Here is a 15,885-nt window from a genome sequence, read left to right on the forward strand (position 1 = left end):
ACACCTATTTACAACAATGAAAAATTTAATTATTAAAATAGTAGTGGTGGCATTCTTCGCCACCTTCACCTTTGCAAAAGCACAATTTGTCGTTACCGATCCTGCTAATCTTGCATCAGGTATTTTAAACTCTGCCAATGAAATTGTGCAGACTTCATCAACCGTATCGAACGTAGTAAAAAACTTTAATGAAGTAAAGAAAGTTTACGAACAAGGCAAGGAATATTACGATAAGCTGAAAGCGATCAATAATTTGGTAAAAGATGCCAGAAAAGTGCAACAGACTGTTTTGCTTGTAGGGGATGTTTCCGAGATGTATGTCAATAATTTCGGTAAAATGCTGAATGACCCGAATTTTAATGCACAGGAATTATCTTCCATAGCCAATGGTTATTCTGCGTTACTCACTGAAAGTACTGAGCTACTTAAAGAACTGAAAGAAATTATTACCTCTAATGGTCTTTCTTTAAATGATAAAGAAAGAATGGATGTCATTGATCGAGTGTACAAAGAGGTCAAGGAATACCATAATCTTGTCAGATACTATACCAACAAAAATATTTCAGTGAGCTATCTGAGAGCTAAAAAGCAGAACAATACCAAAAGAGTATTGGATTTGTATGGAACATCTAACCAAAAATACTGGTAATATGGAGCCTACGAATTTACATGAAGTTCTACGATCAGTATATGAGGAAATGATGCCTTTGTGTGCTGATATGGCGGCTGTTGCAAAAGGGGTTGCGGGTTTAGGAGCTTTGTTTTATGTAGCCATCAAAGTTTGGCAGGCCTTAAGCCGTGCTGAGTCCATTGATCTGTTTCCAATGCTCAGACCCTTTGCCATAGGGATCTGCATCATGTTTTTTTCAACCTTGGTATTGGGAAGTATCAATGGTGTTCTGAGCCCTATTGTTCAGGGAAGTCATTCGATGTTGGAAAGTCAGGTTTTGGATTTGAATGAATTACAACAGAAAAAAGACCTTCTGGAGAGAGAAGCTATGCTTAGAAATCCGGAGATGGCTTATCTGATTTCCAATGAAGAGTTTGATAAAAAGCTGGAAGAACTGGGATGGTCACCTTCTGATCTGGTAACCATGTCCGGTATGTATATAGAAAGAGAAATGTTTGCTATCAAGAAAGACATACGGGATGGTTTCAGAGAGTTTCTGGAAATTCTTTTTCAGGCAGCCGCATTGGTCATTGATACGATAAGAACATTTTTTTTGATTGTACTTTCTATATTGGGTCCCATTGCTTTTGCAATTTCAGTCTGGGATGGCTTTCAGACCACTTTAACGCAATGGCTGACAAGGTACATCAGTGTTTATCTCTGGCTTCCTGTTGCTGATATTTTCAGTTCTATACTGGCTAAAATACAGTCACTCATTTTGGAGCGGGATATTGAAATGCTGGCAGATCCCACCTTTATTCCGGATACTTCCAATACGGTTTACATCATCTATATGGTGATCGGAATTATAGGATACTTTACGGTACCTACTGTTACAGGCTGGGTAATTCAGGCGGGAGGGGCAGGAAACTTTATGCGAAATGTCAATCAGACCGCCTCAAAGTCGGGAAATATTGCTGGAGCGGCAGCAGGCTCAGCAACAGGTAATATTTCAGGAAGGTTATTAAAATAAAAATACAGTACTATGGAATTTAAATCATTAAAGAATATTGAGAGTAGCTTCAAGCAGATCCGTTTGTTTACACTGGTTTTTACTCTACTGTGTTTTGGAGTTGTAGGAGTTGTTGTTTTTAAATCATATCAGTTTGTTGAAGAGCAGCGCCAGAAGATTTATGTATTGGATAACGGCAAGTCTCTGATGGTTGCTCTGTCTCAGGATATGTCGATCAACAGACCTGTTGAAGCCAGAGAACATGTCAGAAGATTTCACGAACTGTTTTTTACGGTAGCACCTGATAAAAATGCTATTGAAAGCAATGTCAAAAGAGCATTCAATCTTGCTGATCAATCTGCATTTAATTATTATAAAGACCTTCAGGAAAAAGGATATTATAACCGAATTATTTCAGGGAACATCCAGCAGAGAGTGGAGGTAGACAGCTTAGCTGCAGACTTTGACAGTTATCCATATACCGTAAAAACCTACGCCAGACAATTTATCATTAGATCAAGCAACCTTACCATAAGAAGTCTGATTACAAACTGCTCATTGGTTAATTCAGTAAGGTCTGACAGCAATCCTCAGGGATTTACCATTGAGAAATTCAACGTCCTTGAAAACAAAGATATTGAAACCGTTGAACGCTAAAACTCCCCTTATGAAAAGTATAAGAGATAAAATAGAATATTACGTCTTGCAAGCTGATAATCAGTGGAAAATTCTTCCTATTAAGAGGCAAAGATTATTAACCAAGCTTTTTTTCGGAGGATATACTTTGCTCACTTTACTGGTAATTGTTAGCATCTGCATATCGACAAGTCAGAGAAATAATGAAATATCGATCAATCATATTGATGGAATTTCTAGGAGCCTTCAAATGAAGGATACAATACAGGCTGATAAGATTAACTCATTAATTAAGAAATAGAAGGATGAAAGATTCTGAAAAAATAAAAATTACAGAAGATGACCTACTTCAGAATGATAATGGGGTAGGAGATCATCCCAGAGCGAAATGGGAGCAGCTTAAAAAGCCAATGATTTATTGTTTAATGACTTTATTATGTGCGATTTGTTTATATCTGATTTTTAAACCAAAAACAAATAATACGATTGTTGCAGAGGAAGGGCTTAATGCTGCAATTCCCCATGCAAAAGACGGTCAGTTGCAGTCGGACAAGCAGAAAGCTTATGAGCAGCAACTTTTGGAACAAAAAACTGAAGAAAAGAGAAAGGCCCTCACTATATTATCTGATTATTGGACAGATGAAAGTGATGTTAATCAAAATTCCGGATCATCCTTATCTGCCAATAAATCAGGTGATTTATCACGTTCAGATCAGAATGCGGTAAACAGTTATCGAAATGCACAACAGACCTTAGGTTCTTTCTATCAGCAGGATAATCAGGAAGTCAATGATTTAAGAAAGGAAATTTCCAGATTGAAAAAGGACGCAATACAGAATAATTCTGTTCCTGCAAGTCTTGGAATCAACGATCAGTTGGAGCTGATGGAAAAATCCTACCAGATGGCAGCTAAATACCTTCCTTCCGCTTCGAAAGAAGGGACTCTATCAAAGGAAGAAGAAGAAACAAATCCATCGAATGAAAAGAAGGTCAAGCTTACCGCAGTGAAAGCTGCCCATTCCAGAATAGTTTCATCCTTGTACAGGGAACCATCTGACAGTGCTTTTATTCTAGGGTTGAATCATAATAGATTTTTTGATGTACCAAGTGATAAAAAAAAATCAAGTCAACCTAAGAATGCGATAAAGGCTATTGTTTCTGAAACCAAAACATTAGTGAATGAAAGCTCATTATCAATCATGCTTTCAGAAGGTATGCAGTTGGATCGGATAGAGATTCCATCTGGGACAGTGCTCATCGGCACTTGTAAATTTCAAGGGGGAAGACTTCAGCTAAAAGTGAGTTCAATTGAATATCGAGGCAGTATTTATCCGGTGGAAATTAATGTATATGACAATGATGGCCAGCCAGGACTGAATGTTCCTTATTCACCAGAACAAAATGCAGTCAATGACATGATAGCGAATATGAGTCAGACTTCAGGAACTAATATAATGATGACCCAATCAGCCGGGCAGCAGATTGCATCGGATCTAAGCAGGGGAGTGATACAGGGAGTGTCCGGTTATTTTCAGAAAAAAGTCAGACAACAGAAGATAACGGTAAAAGCGGGCCATCAGATTTTACTTGTGCCAAAGAATAACTAATTAAATTAATAAAAAATGAACACACTAAAGAGCCATTATATTTTAGGAATTCTACTGCTGCTCATCATAAGCAGCAGGTCATTTGCTCAGGATTCCACCACTTCTTACCTTCCTTTAGAGCAAGCACGATTGATACCGTACAGAATGGAGGTTACCTATAATAAAACATCACATCTCTTATTTCCCTCACCCATTCGATATGTTGATCTTGGAAGCGATCTCTTGGTTGCCAATAAGGCAGAACCTATTGGAAATGTCCTCCGGGTTAAGTCGTCAGTAAGAGATTTCGAAGAAGAAACTAATTTTTCAGTCATTACTGAAGACGGGAAATTTTACAGTTTTGATGCATTCTACAGTCCTTATCCGACAGTAGTTAGTTATGATTTATTAAAACTGCAGAGAGATACGGAACGACAATATGCAACAGATGTTTTATTTGAAGATCTTAAAGGAAGCTCATCTATGCTGACAGAGCTTATTATGGAAAATCTTTACCAGAAAAACAATAGAACTATTAAGCATATTGTTTCCAAAAGCTATGGAATTCAATTCTCGGTCAGGTCACTACATGTCAATGATAACAAGTTATATTTCACCTTGGAGGTTGAAAACTCCAGTAATGTGTCATATACTATTGAATGGGTCAACTTCAAGATTGTTGACAAGAAGAACTTAAAACGTACGGTTGCTCAGGATAAGCTATTAGAACCTATTCGAGTTTATTTTCCTACAATGACGGCTTCCGATCATTCGAACATGTTAGGAATTTATCTATTAGATCAGTTTACGCTCCTAAAGGATCAGATTTTGGAGATCGAAATTCTGGAAAAGAGTGGGGGAAGACATCAGAAAGTACAGCTTGAAAATAAAGACCTAATTCACGCAAGGCTCATTAACAGTTTAAACATAAAAACGAAATAAGATGTATAAAATATTTTTAACAGTAATTTTTATGCTTACAGCGAGTATTAAAACATTTGCCCAGCAAATGATTCCAAAGCAAAAGGGTGTTGAATTTGCTTATTCAGTATTTTCGCAATCCCCCAAAAAGCAAAACTATGCTTTAAACGTTGGGGTCATTTCTTACGTACGAAATGGTAGTTACTTTTTTGGACTGGCAGAATATGGTAGAAAGTATTATGAATACACCAACTACGAAATCCCGATAGAGATGTTCCTGTTCAATGGAGGTTACAGTTTTTACTTGTGGGGAGACTTTATGCGAAATGTCAATCTTAATCTTGGAATTGGAGGTTTGGCAGGTTATGAACAGGTAAATAGAGGTAATAAAGTGATTGAGGACGGTTCAATGCTTGACTCAACAGACAACTTTATTTATGGAGTTGGTGGTAAGCTTTCTTTTGAAAGTTATCTGACGAGACATTGGGTCTTTTTAATTAACGGGCAGTTGCGCTTTTTAAAAAACAGTCAGCAGGGGCAGATTCATTCCCTATTCGGTTTTGGAATAAGATATAATTTTTAAAATAATATAAAATGAAAAATATAATTGATAATACTTTTAAGATACTGTTCAGGTATGGCTTATTTCTATTCGTCGTGGGTTTTATATTACACTCATGTCAGAATGATGATTTAGAAATTCAACAGAGTTTTCCATTTGAGGTAGAGGTGATGCCAGTTCAGAAGTACATCGCTAAAGGTGAAACAGTAGAAATCCGATGTCGTATTATATCCACTGGAAATTATGCAGGAACTGCCTATTCGATACGATATTTTCAATCCGACGGAGCGGGTAATCTCAGATTATTTAACGATCCACCTTTTGCTCCAAATGATTTCTATCCTTTAACTGAGAAGGAATTCAGGTTGTACTATACTTCTGAATCCACTGTATCGCAAAGTTTTGATATTTGGATCTCAGATAATATGGGAAATAAGCAGAAAGCCAGTTTTCAGTTTAATCCTCAAAGTACGGGGACGTTGTAGATAGATTTTATATAAAATGTAATATACTTAGGCTATTTCATCAGAAATAGCTTTTTTTTGCCATTCAAAGCTATAAGAAATAGCCAGAGAAACTAATCGTAACCTTTTTGAAAAAAAATTAACCTAGATTTTTTTTCAATAGGGTTACTCTAACAATTTGCGAAAAGACGTTTTTGACCAAAGGAAGGAATTGTCTTTTCGCCGATATGTAAATAAGCGACAATTCACAATTGTCGCTTGCTTTAAGTAATTATAATTCATATTTATAGATGACCGTCATCGGCAAATGATAGGTAATCTGTTGAGGTTAAAATGCAATGATCCAGTAATTTGATATTTAAAAATTCTGATGCATTTTTTATGCTCTGAGTAATTTTCAAGTCCTCCGCTGAGGGTTTTAAATTACCTGACGGGTGATTATGTGCTAAAATTATCGCAGTTGCATTGCACAAAAGGGCTGCTTGCATAATAATTCTTACATCAACTATTGTTGAAGAAATACCTGATTCGGATATTTTCTTTATCCCTAAAACTTTGTTTGCCTGATTTAAATACAGTGCAAAAAATGATTCTCTGTAATCTATTTCTTCAAGGTCAAAGTATTGACGGAATACATCAACAGCATCAAGTGAGCAGCTTATTAATTTTTCAGAGTTGCCTTTTCTTGAATAACTTAGTTTTATTTCATTGACAATATTAAAATCCATGTGATTGCTCTTATACGGCAGAGACTTGAATTTCCCGTACTTGTTATATTTTTAACTTGTTTTCAGTCTCTTTTCCGATTAACTCCTTAAAAGCCTTTCAAGCTTCGCTGAATATTTTTCAAAAGAAAAACCGGAAAAAAGAAAGCAGATATAAAGTGTTGCCAAAGAATAAAAACCAAAAGGAAACGGAATAATTGGAGGGTACCTTTAGGGAGGAAACCGTTTATGCCGTAGTCTTTTGGAGGCACAACGATGGCTGACAACAATACCTTAGCTGCCTTTTTACCGGTTATTTTTGAAAATATCAGAACATTAAATAAAAAATCCTGTAAAAAATACAGGATATAAAATTTCGTTATAGTAACAAGATGGTGATCTAATTTGTAAACGGGAGTTTTTTTAATATGGTTTATCATAAAAATTGCCAGATAGTCGAGATTAGCTGATGTAAGAATTTGAAAATAAATTATTGTGTAACTTCCCTGGACGAATCAAATCGTACTAATTTACTAATGTGTACAAATGAATAATGAACTTATTGAAATACGCAATGGTGTCTCGTAATTCTGATTCAGATAAAAAGACCTTTATTAATACTTTATCAGTAATAATAAAAGGAATCATAGAAAGAATTTTATTTAACTCTAAGAGGTTATAATTTTTATTATAGAATTATTGTTTATTCTATGTCAGGTCGTCCAGTTCAAGTTTTAATCGGTCAGCTTCAATAAGTTGCTTTAATTCTATCTCATCGGGTAGGTAAGTTCTATATTTACTTGCAAACAGTTTTTCATTTTCAGACATAACAGAATATTTTACCACTGTTTCATCTTTTTCAGTGCATAAGATTATACCAATAGTAGGATTGTCATCATCTCCTTTTTTAAGATCATTATACATTCTAACGTACATATCCATCTGTCCGATAGCTTCGTGGGTTAATTTATGTGTTTTTAAATCAACAAGGACAAAACATTTTAGATAATAATTATAGAAAACAAGATCTATGAAAAAATCGGAAGTATCGGTAACAATATGCTGTTGTCTTGCAACAAATGCAAAACCTTTTCCTAATTCCATCAGGAATTTTTGCAAGTGAGAGATAAGTGCTGTTTCTATTTGAGTTTCTGTCTGTGTGGTATCAGTGGGCAATCCAAGAAATTCAAATATATAGGGATCTTTGATAAAAGATGAAACTTCTTTCTCATCATTATTATCAGGAAATTTTAATAATCTGCCCAAATATTGACTGTCAATATTTCGTTGCAATGTTCTTGTATTCCAGTTACCTTCAATGGCGTGATTTACGTACTGAATTCTGTGATCAGGGTTGTCAATTCTGCTAATAATCCTATAATGAGTCCAACTCAATTCGGTACGCACTGCGTTCCAAATTGGAAAAGAGCTAAAGAATGCTCTCATATTATTCAGATTTCTTTCATTGAAACCTTTGCCAAACTCAAGAGATAGTTGGTTCGCTAAGTTTTTAAGTATATGTTTTCCATAACCTGCACGTTTTTCGCCATTTTGCTCATCCTGAACAATGAGTTTACCGATTTCCCAATACATGTTTAATAATATTGTATTAGTTGTTCTGTAAAGACTTGATTTTGAATCGACAATAATTTTGGCAATAGAATGATAAAGTTCTTGTTTAGGCTCCAGATGTTGTTCTTTCATGTTTTCAAAGTTACAAAAATTAGAAGTTTTTAATAAAAAATACTGTCGTTAAATAACTGTAAAAGAAGGCCATCAAGTACACGACAAAGACACTTCAAAAGATTCCAGGAATGATGATTTTAAATTAATGGTGATTTATAATCATTAAGCCAATCATTATGAAAAATCATCATAGAGAAAACAAAAAAGTTCTATATTCTGAGAGTAAAAAATATATCCCATCTATTGAATTAAAAAAGATTTCTCCTCAAAAAGCATTGCATTTGCTAAGAAAAGCTGGCTACGATATTAATGAAGAGCAATCCGAAGAAATAATGGAATTTATATATATTATTGTAAAACTTACCTTAAAAGAATTTTTTACATCTGACTGATAATTTGTATCTTAGCGATATATCGGAATGATGAATTTCTGCCGCATCAGTTTTGTTTTGATGCCAATCTAACTCAATTTTAACGAAATTATTACAATTATGGTTATTGCAGATCTGTATATAAGAGTATCTACCGATGAACAAGCTGAAAAAGGTTATTCACAAAGAGATCAGGATGAGCGATTACGGAAGTATTGTGCTAATAGCAATATATTGATCAACAAAATAATTTATGAAGACCATTCAGCTAAAAGCTTTGAACGTCCTGAGTGGAAAAAATATCTTCTCGAAATCAAAAAAAAGAGCCATAAAAGCAGTTTGGTTCTGTTCACAAAGTGGGATCGATTTAGCCGTAATACGGGTGATGCCTATCAAATGATCAGTCTCCTTCAAAAAAACCATATCATTCCTCAGGCGATTGAGCAGCCTTTGGATATGTCGGTTCCTGAAAATAAGTTAATGTTGGCTATTTATTTATCAACTCCTGAAGTGGAAAATGACCGAAGAGCATTAAATACTTTCCATGGAATGCGAAGAGCAAAAAAAGAGGGGCGATTGATGGGAATTGCTCCTTATGGATATATCAACAGAAGTCATGAAGATGGTAAAAAATATATTGCAATTAAGGATCCGGAGGCTTCCAATATTATCTGGGCATTTAATGAAGTTTCCAAAGGTCATATTCCTGCTGACCATGTAAGGCAGCAAATGAATAAAAGAGAGGGAGTATCAATGTCAAGAAGCGCTTTCGCCAAAGCTATGAGAAACCCTGTTTACTGCGGGAAGATCTATATTGAAGACTATAAACAAGAGGAGGCTTATTACACTGAAGGAAAACATGAGGCATTGATTAGTGAACGATTGTTTAATCAGGTTCAACACATTATGGACAAAAAAAGAAAAGCAGAGGGTCCTGGTGGAAGAGTTCTTGGAAACGAACGCTTTCCCCTTAGAGGCCTTCTGGTCTGTCCAAGGTGTGGAAAGAATCTTACGGCAAGCGGAGCAAAAGGAAAGTCTAAAACCTATTATTACTATCATTGCCATTATAAGTGCGGATTCAGGTTTGACTCTGACAAGTTAAATGAACTCTTTGAGCTTGAAATTTCTAAACTGGAATACAATCCTATCATCAAAGAACTTATGAAGGAGATACTTTTAGATAATTATAAACAATTCACCTATGATATAGAAGCTAAAAGAAAGTCAATTTCAAAAGAGATCAACTTTCTTAATGAAAAGGTCGCGAATGCAAGAGATAAATATCTTATTGATAAACTGGATGAAGAAGATTATAAAGAGATCAAAAGAATCACAAAATCACAAATTGAACAATTGGAACAGGAACTTCAGCAAATGGTTTTGGATAGCAAGGAACTTGACATTAGAACAAAAATAGAAAATGCACTTGACGGGATGGAAAACCTTGCAAACCTTTATCAGCAGGGAGATCTTCAAACAAAAAGGACGATTGGGTGTTTGATATTTCCCCAAAAAGTCGAATTTGACGGAAAAAGTTTTCAAACACCTAAAATGAATATTGTTGCTCAGTGTATCTACCAGTATAACAACGGATTAGGAAATAAAAAAAACCGACATCGAAGAGTGAAATCTTCAAATGTCGGTCTTGTGACCTCGACAGGATTCAAACCTGTAACCTTCTGAGCCGTAATCAGATGCGCTATTCAGTTGCGCCACGAGGCCGTTTGTTATGTTGTCGTTTAACGGTTGCAAATATACCACTTTTTTCCGTTCTTTGAAACATGAAAAAGAAAATTTTACTTTTATTTACGGTATTTTCGCTAATTGCCTGTAAAAGAGAATCAAAAATTTCGTCCTCAGATTGGACAAATATCTCAAATCGTACCCAATACAAGGAACAAGATGGAAGTTTGGAGCTGAAATCGGGAAATTTCACCTATAATTTCAAGCAAAATCAAACACCTTTCAAGAAAATTATCTTGCTTAATGCAAGTATGGCAGGGTATATTTCAGAGCTTGGAGCTGAAAATTTGATCATTGGAGTGTCTAGTCCCGAGTATATTTATTCAGAAAAAATACAGAATCTGATTAAAGAAGGAAAAATTCAGAATGTAGGAAGTGATCAGAAGTATGACGTGGAGAAAATTATTTCCATGAAGCCTGATGCGATTTTCACCAACTATATTGCAAGTTTTGACAATGCCTATCAGCTATTAAAGAACAACGGTATTCAGGTGATATTCCTGGATGAGTATATGGAGCAGCAGCCATTACAGAAAACAGCTTATGTAAAAGTGTTCGGAGAACTTTTTGGAAAAGAAAAAGAAGCCGAAGCTAAATACCAGGAAATAGAGAAAAATTATAATGCTCTGAAGAAACTGGCTTTAACGGCAAAAGAAAAACCTGTTGTACTGGCGAATGAAATGTATGGTGATATTTGGTATCTTCCTGGTGGAAATACTTCCGTAGCTCACTATATTGCTGATGCTAATGCTGCTTATATTATGAAAGATAATAAGGATGAAAAAGCCTTAACCATGAGTTTTGAAGAAGTTTTTGCTAAGACCAGTGGCGTTCAGTACTGGGTAAATGCAGGAAATCACACTTCAAAAAAAGAAATGCTGAAGATGAATTCTTTTTACGGAAAACTAGATGTATTCAATACAGGGAAGTTGTATACTATGGCTGGAAAAGAGAGACAGAAAGCCAACGATTTCTTTGAAAGTGGTGTGGTAAGAGCAGATTTGATCCTTAAAGATTATATTAAAATCTTTCATCCTGAACTTTTACCGGATTACCAACTTACTTATATGAAAGAATTGCAGTAAATCGGACTATTTGCTTATTTTTGCCTTTCCTTTTTATAAAGTTATGTGGAAAAGAATTAAACAATTTATTTTCATCGTTCTTGTGCTGAACGTGGTTTTTATCATTTGGGGAAGATTTTTTAATCCACCCATTACCCTTACGCAGATAGGAGGTCTTTTTGAGTACGGAAAATTACACAGAGATTATATTTCCTATGATGAAATGGGAAGCAATGTAAAAAAAGCAGTGATTGCTTCAGAAGACCAGAAATTCTTTGATCATGATGGTTTTGATTATACAGCCATTGAAAAAGCAATGAAGTATAATGAAAAAGGGAAAAAAATAAGAGGCGGAAGTACGATCTCCCAGCAGACGGCCAAAAATGTCTTCCTTTGGCAGGGCAGAAGCTGGGTAAGAAAAGGGCTGGAAGCCATCTATACTTTTATTATTGAAAAAGTATGGAGTAAAGATATTATCCTTGAAAGATACCTGAATTCCATTGAAATGGGACAGGGAGTATTTGGTGTAGAAGCAGCAGCACAATATTATTTTGGTAAATCATCCAAAGATCTGAGCACTTCAGATGCAGCCTGGATTGCTGCTGTACTGCCGAATCCAAAGAAATATGATCCAAAGAATCCATCCCCTTATTTAAGAAAGAAACACAATTGGATTATGAGACAGATGAGGAATGTGAGTTTGAAATAGTATCTTTGTACTAATGAAATTCTTTAATTCCAGCACAAATTTTGAGTCAGTTCTTAAAAAATACTTTTCTTTTAAGAACGAAACCCTTTCTTTGGAACCCTTTGCAGAGTTACTGGAGAGTGTGAAAAGAGCAGACTTTACAGATGTGCTTAATTTTCTTAAAAACAATCCGAATTTTACGGAAAACTTTAAGTATTACATTCACAATATTTTCAAGGGAAGACCATTCAACCTGTCACTGACAGAAGCCAATATTCTTTCTGAAAATGCCTTCTTTCCGGAACTTAAAAAAAGAATCCTGAATAAGGTTCTGCCACCTGTTGAAAACGAGAAAACAGTGTGGTACATGATTGATAATGTAAGTTTAAGACCTAAATCGGACTTAAAATATCTTCACAACCTTCCGGAAAATGAAGTAAATGAATTTCTGACACTCATCGGAGCTTCAGATTTCATCATTAAGCCCAATGTTAAAAAGGAACTGATCTTCTCAATGAACATCCTTTCATGGAGGGTTACAGGAATGGCAATGGAAGTGGAAGTAGTAAGAATGGCTCCCCAATACAGGAATCTTTCCAATCCGTTTTTGGCTCTTCAGAACGAATTGGAAGCCTTAGCTGATGATCTGGTTAAAGATCCTGACCTACAGCTTCATTCCAAAGACAGCCGGTATAAGCAAATCAAGATTTATTCCGAGCAATGTCTGGAGTTTGTAAATATAGCCTTCAAAAATTCAGCGAAATATGGAATTTCAGGGAAGATTAACCAATCATTGCTGAAAATCCGCCAGCAGACTGAAAGAATTTACGAGATCGTACAGTTATTGATTATTGATAATGAAGAAGATGTTTTGTTGAGATCTAAGCAATTGGTATTCAATATTTTGAATTATAAATCTCACAAAAATAATATCGCGGACCTCATCAATGACAGTACAAGGCTGATTTCTCACCTTATCACGAATCACACGGCAGAAACAGGGACTCATTATATTACTTCCACCAGAAAGGAATATATGACCATGTTCTACAAAGCGAGTGGAGGTGGAATTATCGTAGGAGGACTCTGTGTATTGAAAATGTTGTACGGATATATTCCAGGAAGTGATTTTTCACACGCGTTTCTATATTCCATGAACTATGCGATGGGATTTGTGATGATCTATCTGATGGGCTTTACATTAGCCACAAAACAGCCAGCAATGACTGCTGCAACTATGACCAAAGTATTATCTGAAGAAGGAAACAGCCAAAGAAACAATACCGAATTTGCTCACCTTGTCTCTAAATTATTCCGAAGCCAGTTTATTGCCTTCGTAGGAAACGTTTTACTGGCATTTCCGGTAGCGCTTGCCATTATTTATGGATTAGACGTATTTTTTTCACAAAACCTTGCTGTAGACAGATCAGATAAACTGTTAAAAGATCTTGATCCTTTTAAATCCAAAGCCATTCTTCACGCCAGTATTGCAGGGTTTTATCTTTTCATTTCAGGAATTATCTCTGGAAATATCGGAAACAACTCCGTATTCTACCAGATCCCGGAAAGAATTGCCAAAAACCTTTCTATCAGAAGCTTCTTCGGAAAAAAATTTGCGAAAGGATTATCAAAATATTATGCTAAAAACTGGCCGGGAATTGTTTCTAATTTCTGGTTCGGGGTTTTCCTTGGTGCTACGGCGCCTGTAGGATTGTTCTTTGGGCTTGATCTTGATATCAGACACATTACTTTTGCTGCCGGGAATTTTGCATTAGGATTATATGGAAAAGATTTCTCCGTAGATTCCTATACGTTCTGGATTTCCTTTATAACGGTTTTCTTAATTGGTTTCTTCAACTTCCTGGTAAGTTTCAGTTTATCAATGTTTCTGGCGTTCAGATCAAGAAAGATGAACTTCGGACAGGTAAGTGAGATCTATAAAGAGATTTTTAAATATTTCGTAAAACATCCGCTAAAATTCTTCCTGCCACTACGTTCAGGGCTAGATAAAAAAGCAGATGATCTGATGAGTAGTACGATTTCTAATAAATCTGAAGAGCAGGATCATTAGAATACTATAATTAGATATAAAAATCCTAGAAATTATTCTGGGTTTTTTTTTGAATTTAATCTCTCTACTATGTGATTTAAATATAATTTATTAATTTGGATGGCATAATTATTTCGATATGGTAAGATTTGATATTTTATGGGAAAATCATCCTGGGACTTTTAAACCCTGTAATGTTGTAGAATTTCCCAATCAATGTGCAATACGGATGAGTGAAGCATTTAGTAAATCAGGAGTAGATTTAAGTTCTTTTTCAGGAGCAAGATGCTGGGAAAAACATGATGATAAATTTAGACATATTTTAAGAGCTCAGGAATTGGCTAATTGGGTGGATAAACACCCTGAGATATTTGGTAATACCTTAAAACTTTCAAGAAAAAAATATCCTAAAATGAATAGTAAAAGTTTTAAACATAAAGGTTTAATTTTCATCAAAGATGGTTGGGGAGCAACAGATCACATCGATTTATGGGATGGAATTTCTTTGAGAGCTGGATCTGTTAATTATTTATCTTTGGGTGTTGAAATATGGTTCTGGCCATTAATTTAAATTCTTTTGATATGAGAACAATAATTTATATTATTATGATTGTATGTTTGCAGGCTTGTCGGGATAAGAAAGAGATATTGAAGGATAATCATAAAATAGTAGTCTCAGATACGGCAAATATTAATGGGATGCTACTCGAATTAATAGATGATAATGGAGTTGGCAAAATAAAAATTACTTCAGATACATATAAGTTCTCAGAAGGTTTAGAAATCAAACCTCCTTGTTATTTTTTAAGGTACAATGGGAAAGTAACTTCGTATGCATATCCACAGTTCAATGTTCAAAAAGCAATCATCATATTAGGAGAAACTAAAAAAGATAATCTGGGTAAAATTACCGGAACTGAGATTCAAGGACTTTTATTTAAAAATGACAGTATAAAACTAGCAGGAGTTTTAAAAAATTATAGCCCAATTGATCCAGAAACTGGGATTGATGAAAAAGATTATTGGGGTTTTGCTTCAGGAACATATAAGAATTAGAAATTTTGATAGAATGTTACCTTACAAAATACCAGAAGATTATTAAACTTATCTTTCACTATGAGTATCTGCAATAAAAATGTGATCGAAACTCTATGGTTAGCCAATTCTATTTTTTAGAAGTTTCTAATAAATCAGAAGAACATTAATAAAAATAAAAATGCTACCAAAACGGTAGCATTTTCTATACGATGTAATAACGTGAATTATATACAGTAAGGTAAATCCGGGCACTCTGCTGGTAACTGTTCCCAAAAAGCGCATGTTGTAAGATCTGCACAGGATACAGCACAGCAAACCATTCGTCCCGACCCTTGAATTTTTTTTAAATTTTCTCTTGATACTTTCTTTTGTGTAAGTACTTTTTTCATGGTAATTTGATTGTATTTATAAAGTGTTAAATATATCAATTATCCTTGAAATATCTTAATCGTTTTTACAATATTTGCAGATCATCAAACTTATCTTCACCAAATTTATCCTGAAACTTCTTCAGGTAAAAACTTTTCCGCATTTTGAAATCATTCTTTAACAAAGGCGAATCTATTTTAATAATGATACATTTTTTTTCAATATTCACGCTTCTGATTTCATTGAAAAGACTTTGATCAAGATAGTCTTCAAGAAAATCTTTAATGTCAAAAGCTACAAGTTTATCTTCAAAGCCATAGATTCTTGCAAATGACTTTACAAGTTCTGAGGATTGGTATTCGCGTTTTTTCTTTTTCATAG

17 protein-coding genes and 1 tRNA gene are annotated in these 15,885 nt (G+C 34.8%); 14 read left to right on the top strand and 4 right to left on the bottom strand.

The window, feature by feature from the left end; genetic code table 11:
- Positions 1-16 precede the first annotated feature (16 nt).
- The 7 genes from AC3HD6_RS04525 to AC3HD6_RS04555 all read left to right on the top strand — a co-directional run bounded on the left by AC3HD6_RS04525 (position 17) and on the right by AC3HD6_RS04555 (position 5,812).
- Positions 17-649 (top strand): DUF4141 domain-containing protein, encoded by a 633-nt coding sequence (locus AC3HD6_RS04525; protein ID WP_430807433.1) that lies wholly within the window; start codon positions 17-19, stop codon positions 647-649.
- 1 nt (position 650) lies between these two features.
- Complete coding sequence (traJ, locus tag AC3HD6_RS04530) at positions 651-1,643, top strand: conjugative transposon protein TraJ (protein ID WP_488895345.1); 993 nt, start codon at positions 651-653, stop codon at positions 1,641-1,643.
- A gap of 12 nt (positions 1,644-1,655) precedes the next feature.
- Positions 1,656-2,279: a conjugative transposon protein TraK gene (gene traK / locus AC3HD6_RS04535; protein ID WP_488895286.1), complete on the top strand. Its 624-nt coding sequence runs from the start codon at positions 1,656-1,658 to the stop codon at positions 2,277-2,279.
- Positions 2,280-2,563: 284 nt separating this feature from the next.
- Positions 2,564-3,865, top strand: coding sequence for a conjugative transposon protein TraM (gene traM, locus AC3HD6_RS04540; protein ID WP_488895287.1), 1,302 nt, complete (start codon positions 2,564-2,566; stop codon positions 3,863-3,865).
- Between the two features lie 15 nt (positions 3,866-3,880).
- Positions 3,881-4,786: a conjugative transposon protein TraN gene (traN, locus tag AC3HD6_RS04545; protein ID WP_488895288.1), complete on the top strand. Its 906-nt coding sequence runs from the start codon at positions 3,881-3,883 to the stop codon at positions 4,784-4,786.
- Position 4,787: 1 nt separating this feature from the next.
- A complete protein-coding gene (locus AC3HD6_RS04550) occupies positions 4,788-5,348 on the top strand; it encodes a conjugal transfer protein TraO (RefSeq protein ID WP_488895289.1) in 561 nt (186 codons plus the stop codon).
- A gap of 11 nt (positions 5,349-5,359) precedes the next feature.
- On the top strand, positions 5,360-5,812 hold the full coding sequence (locus tag AC3HD6_RS04555) for a DUF3872 domain-containing protein (protein ID WP_488895290.1): 453 nt from the start codon (positions 5,360-5,362) through the stop codon (positions 5,810-5,812).
- A gap of 263 nt (positions 5,813-6,075) precedes the next feature.
- Here AC3HD6_RS04555 and AC3HD6_RS04560 read toward each other — a convergent pair whose 3' ends face one another.
- Together AC3HD6_RS04560 and AC3HD6_RS04565 are read right to left on the bottom strand one after the other, a co-directional pair.
- Positions 6,076-6,519, bottom strand: coding sequence for a JAB domain-containing protein (locus tag AC3HD6_RS04560; protein WP_488895291.1), 444 nt, complete (start codon positions 6,517-6,519; stop codon positions 6,076-6,078).
- 684 nt (positions 6,520-7,203) lie between these two features.
- On the bottom strand, positions 7,204-8,199 hold the full coding sequence (locus AC3HD6_RS04565; RefSeq protein ID WP_488895292.1) for a PDDEXK nuclease domain-containing protein: 996 nt from the start codon (positions 8,197-8,199) through the stop codon (positions 7,204-7,206).
- Positions 8,200-8,357: 158 nt separating this feature from the next.
- Here AC3HD6_RS04565 and AC3HD6_RS04570 point away from each other — a divergent pair, with 158 nt between their 5' ends.
- Together AC3HD6_RS04570 and AC3HD6_RS04575 are read left to right on the top strand one after the other, a co-directional pair.
- On the top strand, positions 8,358-8,573 hold the full coding sequence (locus tag AC3HD6_RS04570) for a hypothetical protein (protein ID WP_488895293.1): 216 nt from the start codon (positions 8,358-8,360) through the stop codon (positions 8,571-8,573).
- 99 nt (positions 8,574-8,672) lie between these two features.
- Positions 8,673-10,235 (top strand): recombinase family protein, encoded by a 1,563-nt coding sequence (locus tag AC3HD6_RS04575; RefSeq protein WP_488895294.1) that lies wholly within the window; start codon positions 8,673-8,675, stop codon positions 10,233-10,235.
- Here the strand turns inward: AC3HD6_RS04575 and AC3HD6_RS04580 are convergent.
- Positions 10,201-10,274: transfer RNA gene (locus AC3HD6_RS04580), tRNA-Arg, on the bottom strand. The two genes, AC3HD6_RS04575 and AC3HD6_RS04580, sit on opposite strands and share 35 nt — an antisense overlap.
- Before the next feature lie 59 nt (positions 10,275-10,333).
- Between AC3HD6_RS04580 and AC3HD6_RS04585 the strand changes: the two genes are divergently transcribed.
- From AC3HD6_RS04585 to AC3HD6_RS04605, 5 genes are all read left to right on the top strand, one after another.
- Positions 10,334-11,380: an ABC transporter substrate-binding protein gene (locus AC3HD6_RS04585; RefSeq protein WP_488895295.1), complete on the top strand. Its 1,047-nt coding sequence runs from the start codon at positions 10,334-10,336 to the stop codon at positions 11,378-11,380.
- Positions 11,381-11,423: 43 nt separating this feature from the next.
- Positions 11,424-12,068, top strand: coding sequence for a monofunctional biosynthetic peptidoglycan transglycosylase (mtgA, locus tag AC3HD6_RS04590; RefSeq protein ID WP_488895296.1), 645 nt, complete (start codon positions 11,424-11,426; stop codon positions 12,066-12,068).
- A gap of 13 nt (positions 12,069-12,081) precedes the next feature.
- Positions 12,082-14,118, top strand: a complete 2,037-nt coding sequence (locus tag AC3HD6_RS04595; RefSeq protein ID WP_488895297.1) for a recombinase — start codon at positions 12,082-12,084, stop codon at positions 14,116-14,118.
- 118 nt (positions 14,119-14,236) lie between these two features.
- Positions 14,237-14,668, top strand: a complete 432-nt coding sequence (locus AC3HD6_RS04600; protein ID WP_488895298.1) for a type VI secretion system amidase effector protein Tae4 — start codon at positions 14,237-14,239, stop codon at positions 14,666-14,668.
- Between the two features lie 11 nt (positions 14,669-14,679).
- A complete protein-coding gene (locus AC3HD6_RS04605) occupies positions 14,680-15,153 on the top strand; it encodes a hypothetical protein (RefSeq protein WP_488895299.1) in 474 nt (157 codons plus the stop codon).
- A gap of 436 nt (positions 15,154-15,589) precedes the next feature.
- On the opposite strand, the gene AC3HD6_RS04610 is transcribed toward AC3HD6_RS04605, so the two are convergent.
- Complete coding sequence (locus AC3HD6_RS04610) at positions 15,590-15,883, bottom strand: hypothetical protein (RefSeq protein WP_488895300.1); 294 nt, start codon at positions 15,881-15,883, stop codon at positions 15,590-15,592.
- Between the last annotated feature and the right edge of the window lie 2 nt (positions 15,884-15,885).

The organism is Chryseobacterium sp. II3a (assembly GCF_057815135.1).

Excerpts from the sequence above, each read along its gene's own strand:
- AC3HD6_RS04525 (WP_430807433.1), top strand. The coding sequence starts at position 17 with ATGAAAAATTTAATTATTAAAATAGTAGTGGTGGCATTCTTCGCCACC.
- traJ (WP_488895345.1), top strand. The coding sequence starts at position 651 with ATGGAGCCTACGAATTTACATGAAGTTCTACGATCAGTATATGAGGAA.
- traK (WP_488895286.1), top strand. The coding sequence starts at position 1,656 with ATGGAATTTAAATCATTAAAGAATATTGAGAGTAGCTTCAAGCAGATC.
- traM (WP_488895287.1), top strand. The coding sequence starts at position 2,564 with ATGAAAGATTCTGAAAAAATAAAAATTACAGAAGATGACCTACTTCAG.
- traN (WP_488895288.1), top strand. The coding sequence starts at position 3,881 with ATGAACACACTAAAGAGCCATTATATTTTAGGAATTCTACTGCTGCTC.
- AC3HD6_RS04550 (WP_488895289.1), top strand. The coding sequence starts at position 4,788 with ATGTATAAAATATTTTTAACAGTAATTTTTATGCTTACAGCGAGTATT.
- AC3HD6_RS04555 (WP_488895290.1), top strand. The coding sequence starts at position 5,360 with ATGAAAAATATAATTGATAATACTTTTAAGATACTGTTCAGGTATGGC.
- AC3HD6_RS04560 (WP_488895291.1), bottom strand. The coding sequence starts at position 6,519 with ATGGATTTTAATATTGTCAATGAAATAAAACTAAGTTATTCAAGAAAA.
- AC3HD6_RS04565 (WP_488895292.1), bottom strand. The coding sequence starts at position 8,199 with ATGAAAGAACAACATCTGGAGCCTAAACAAGAACTTTATCATTCTATT.
- AC3HD6_RS04570 (WP_488895293.1), top strand. The coding sequence starts at position 8,358 with ATGAAAAATCATCATAGAGAAAACAAAAAAGTTCTATATTCTGAGAGT.
- AC3HD6_RS04575 (WP_488895294.1), top strand. The coding sequence starts at position 8,673 with ATGGTTATTGCAGATCTGTATATAAGAGTATCTACCGATGAACAAGCT.
- AC3HD6_RS04585 (WP_488895295.1), top strand. The coding sequence starts at position 10,334 with ATGAAAAAGAAAATTTTACTTTTATTTACGGTATTTTCGCTAATTGCC.
- mtgA (WP_488895296.1), top strand. The coding sequence starts at position 11,424 with ATGTGGAAAAGAATTAAACAATTTATTTTCATCGTTCTTGTGCTGAAC.
- AC3HD6_RS04595 (WP_488895297.1), top strand. The coding sequence starts at position 12,082 with ATGAAATTCTTTAATTCCAGCACAAATTTTGAGTCAGTTCTTAAAAAA.
- AC3HD6_RS04600 (WP_488895298.1), top strand. The coding sequence starts at position 14,237 with ATGGTAAGATTTGATATTTTATGGGAAAATCATCCTGGGACTTTTAAA.
- AC3HD6_RS04605 (WP_488895299.1), top strand. The coding sequence starts at position 14,680 with ATGAGAACAATAATTTATATTATTATGATTGTATGTTTGCAGGCTTGT.
- AC3HD6_RS04610 (WP_488895300.1), bottom strand. The coding sequence starts at position 15,883 with ATGAAAAAGAAAAAACGCGAATACCAATCCTCAGAACTTGTAAAGTCA.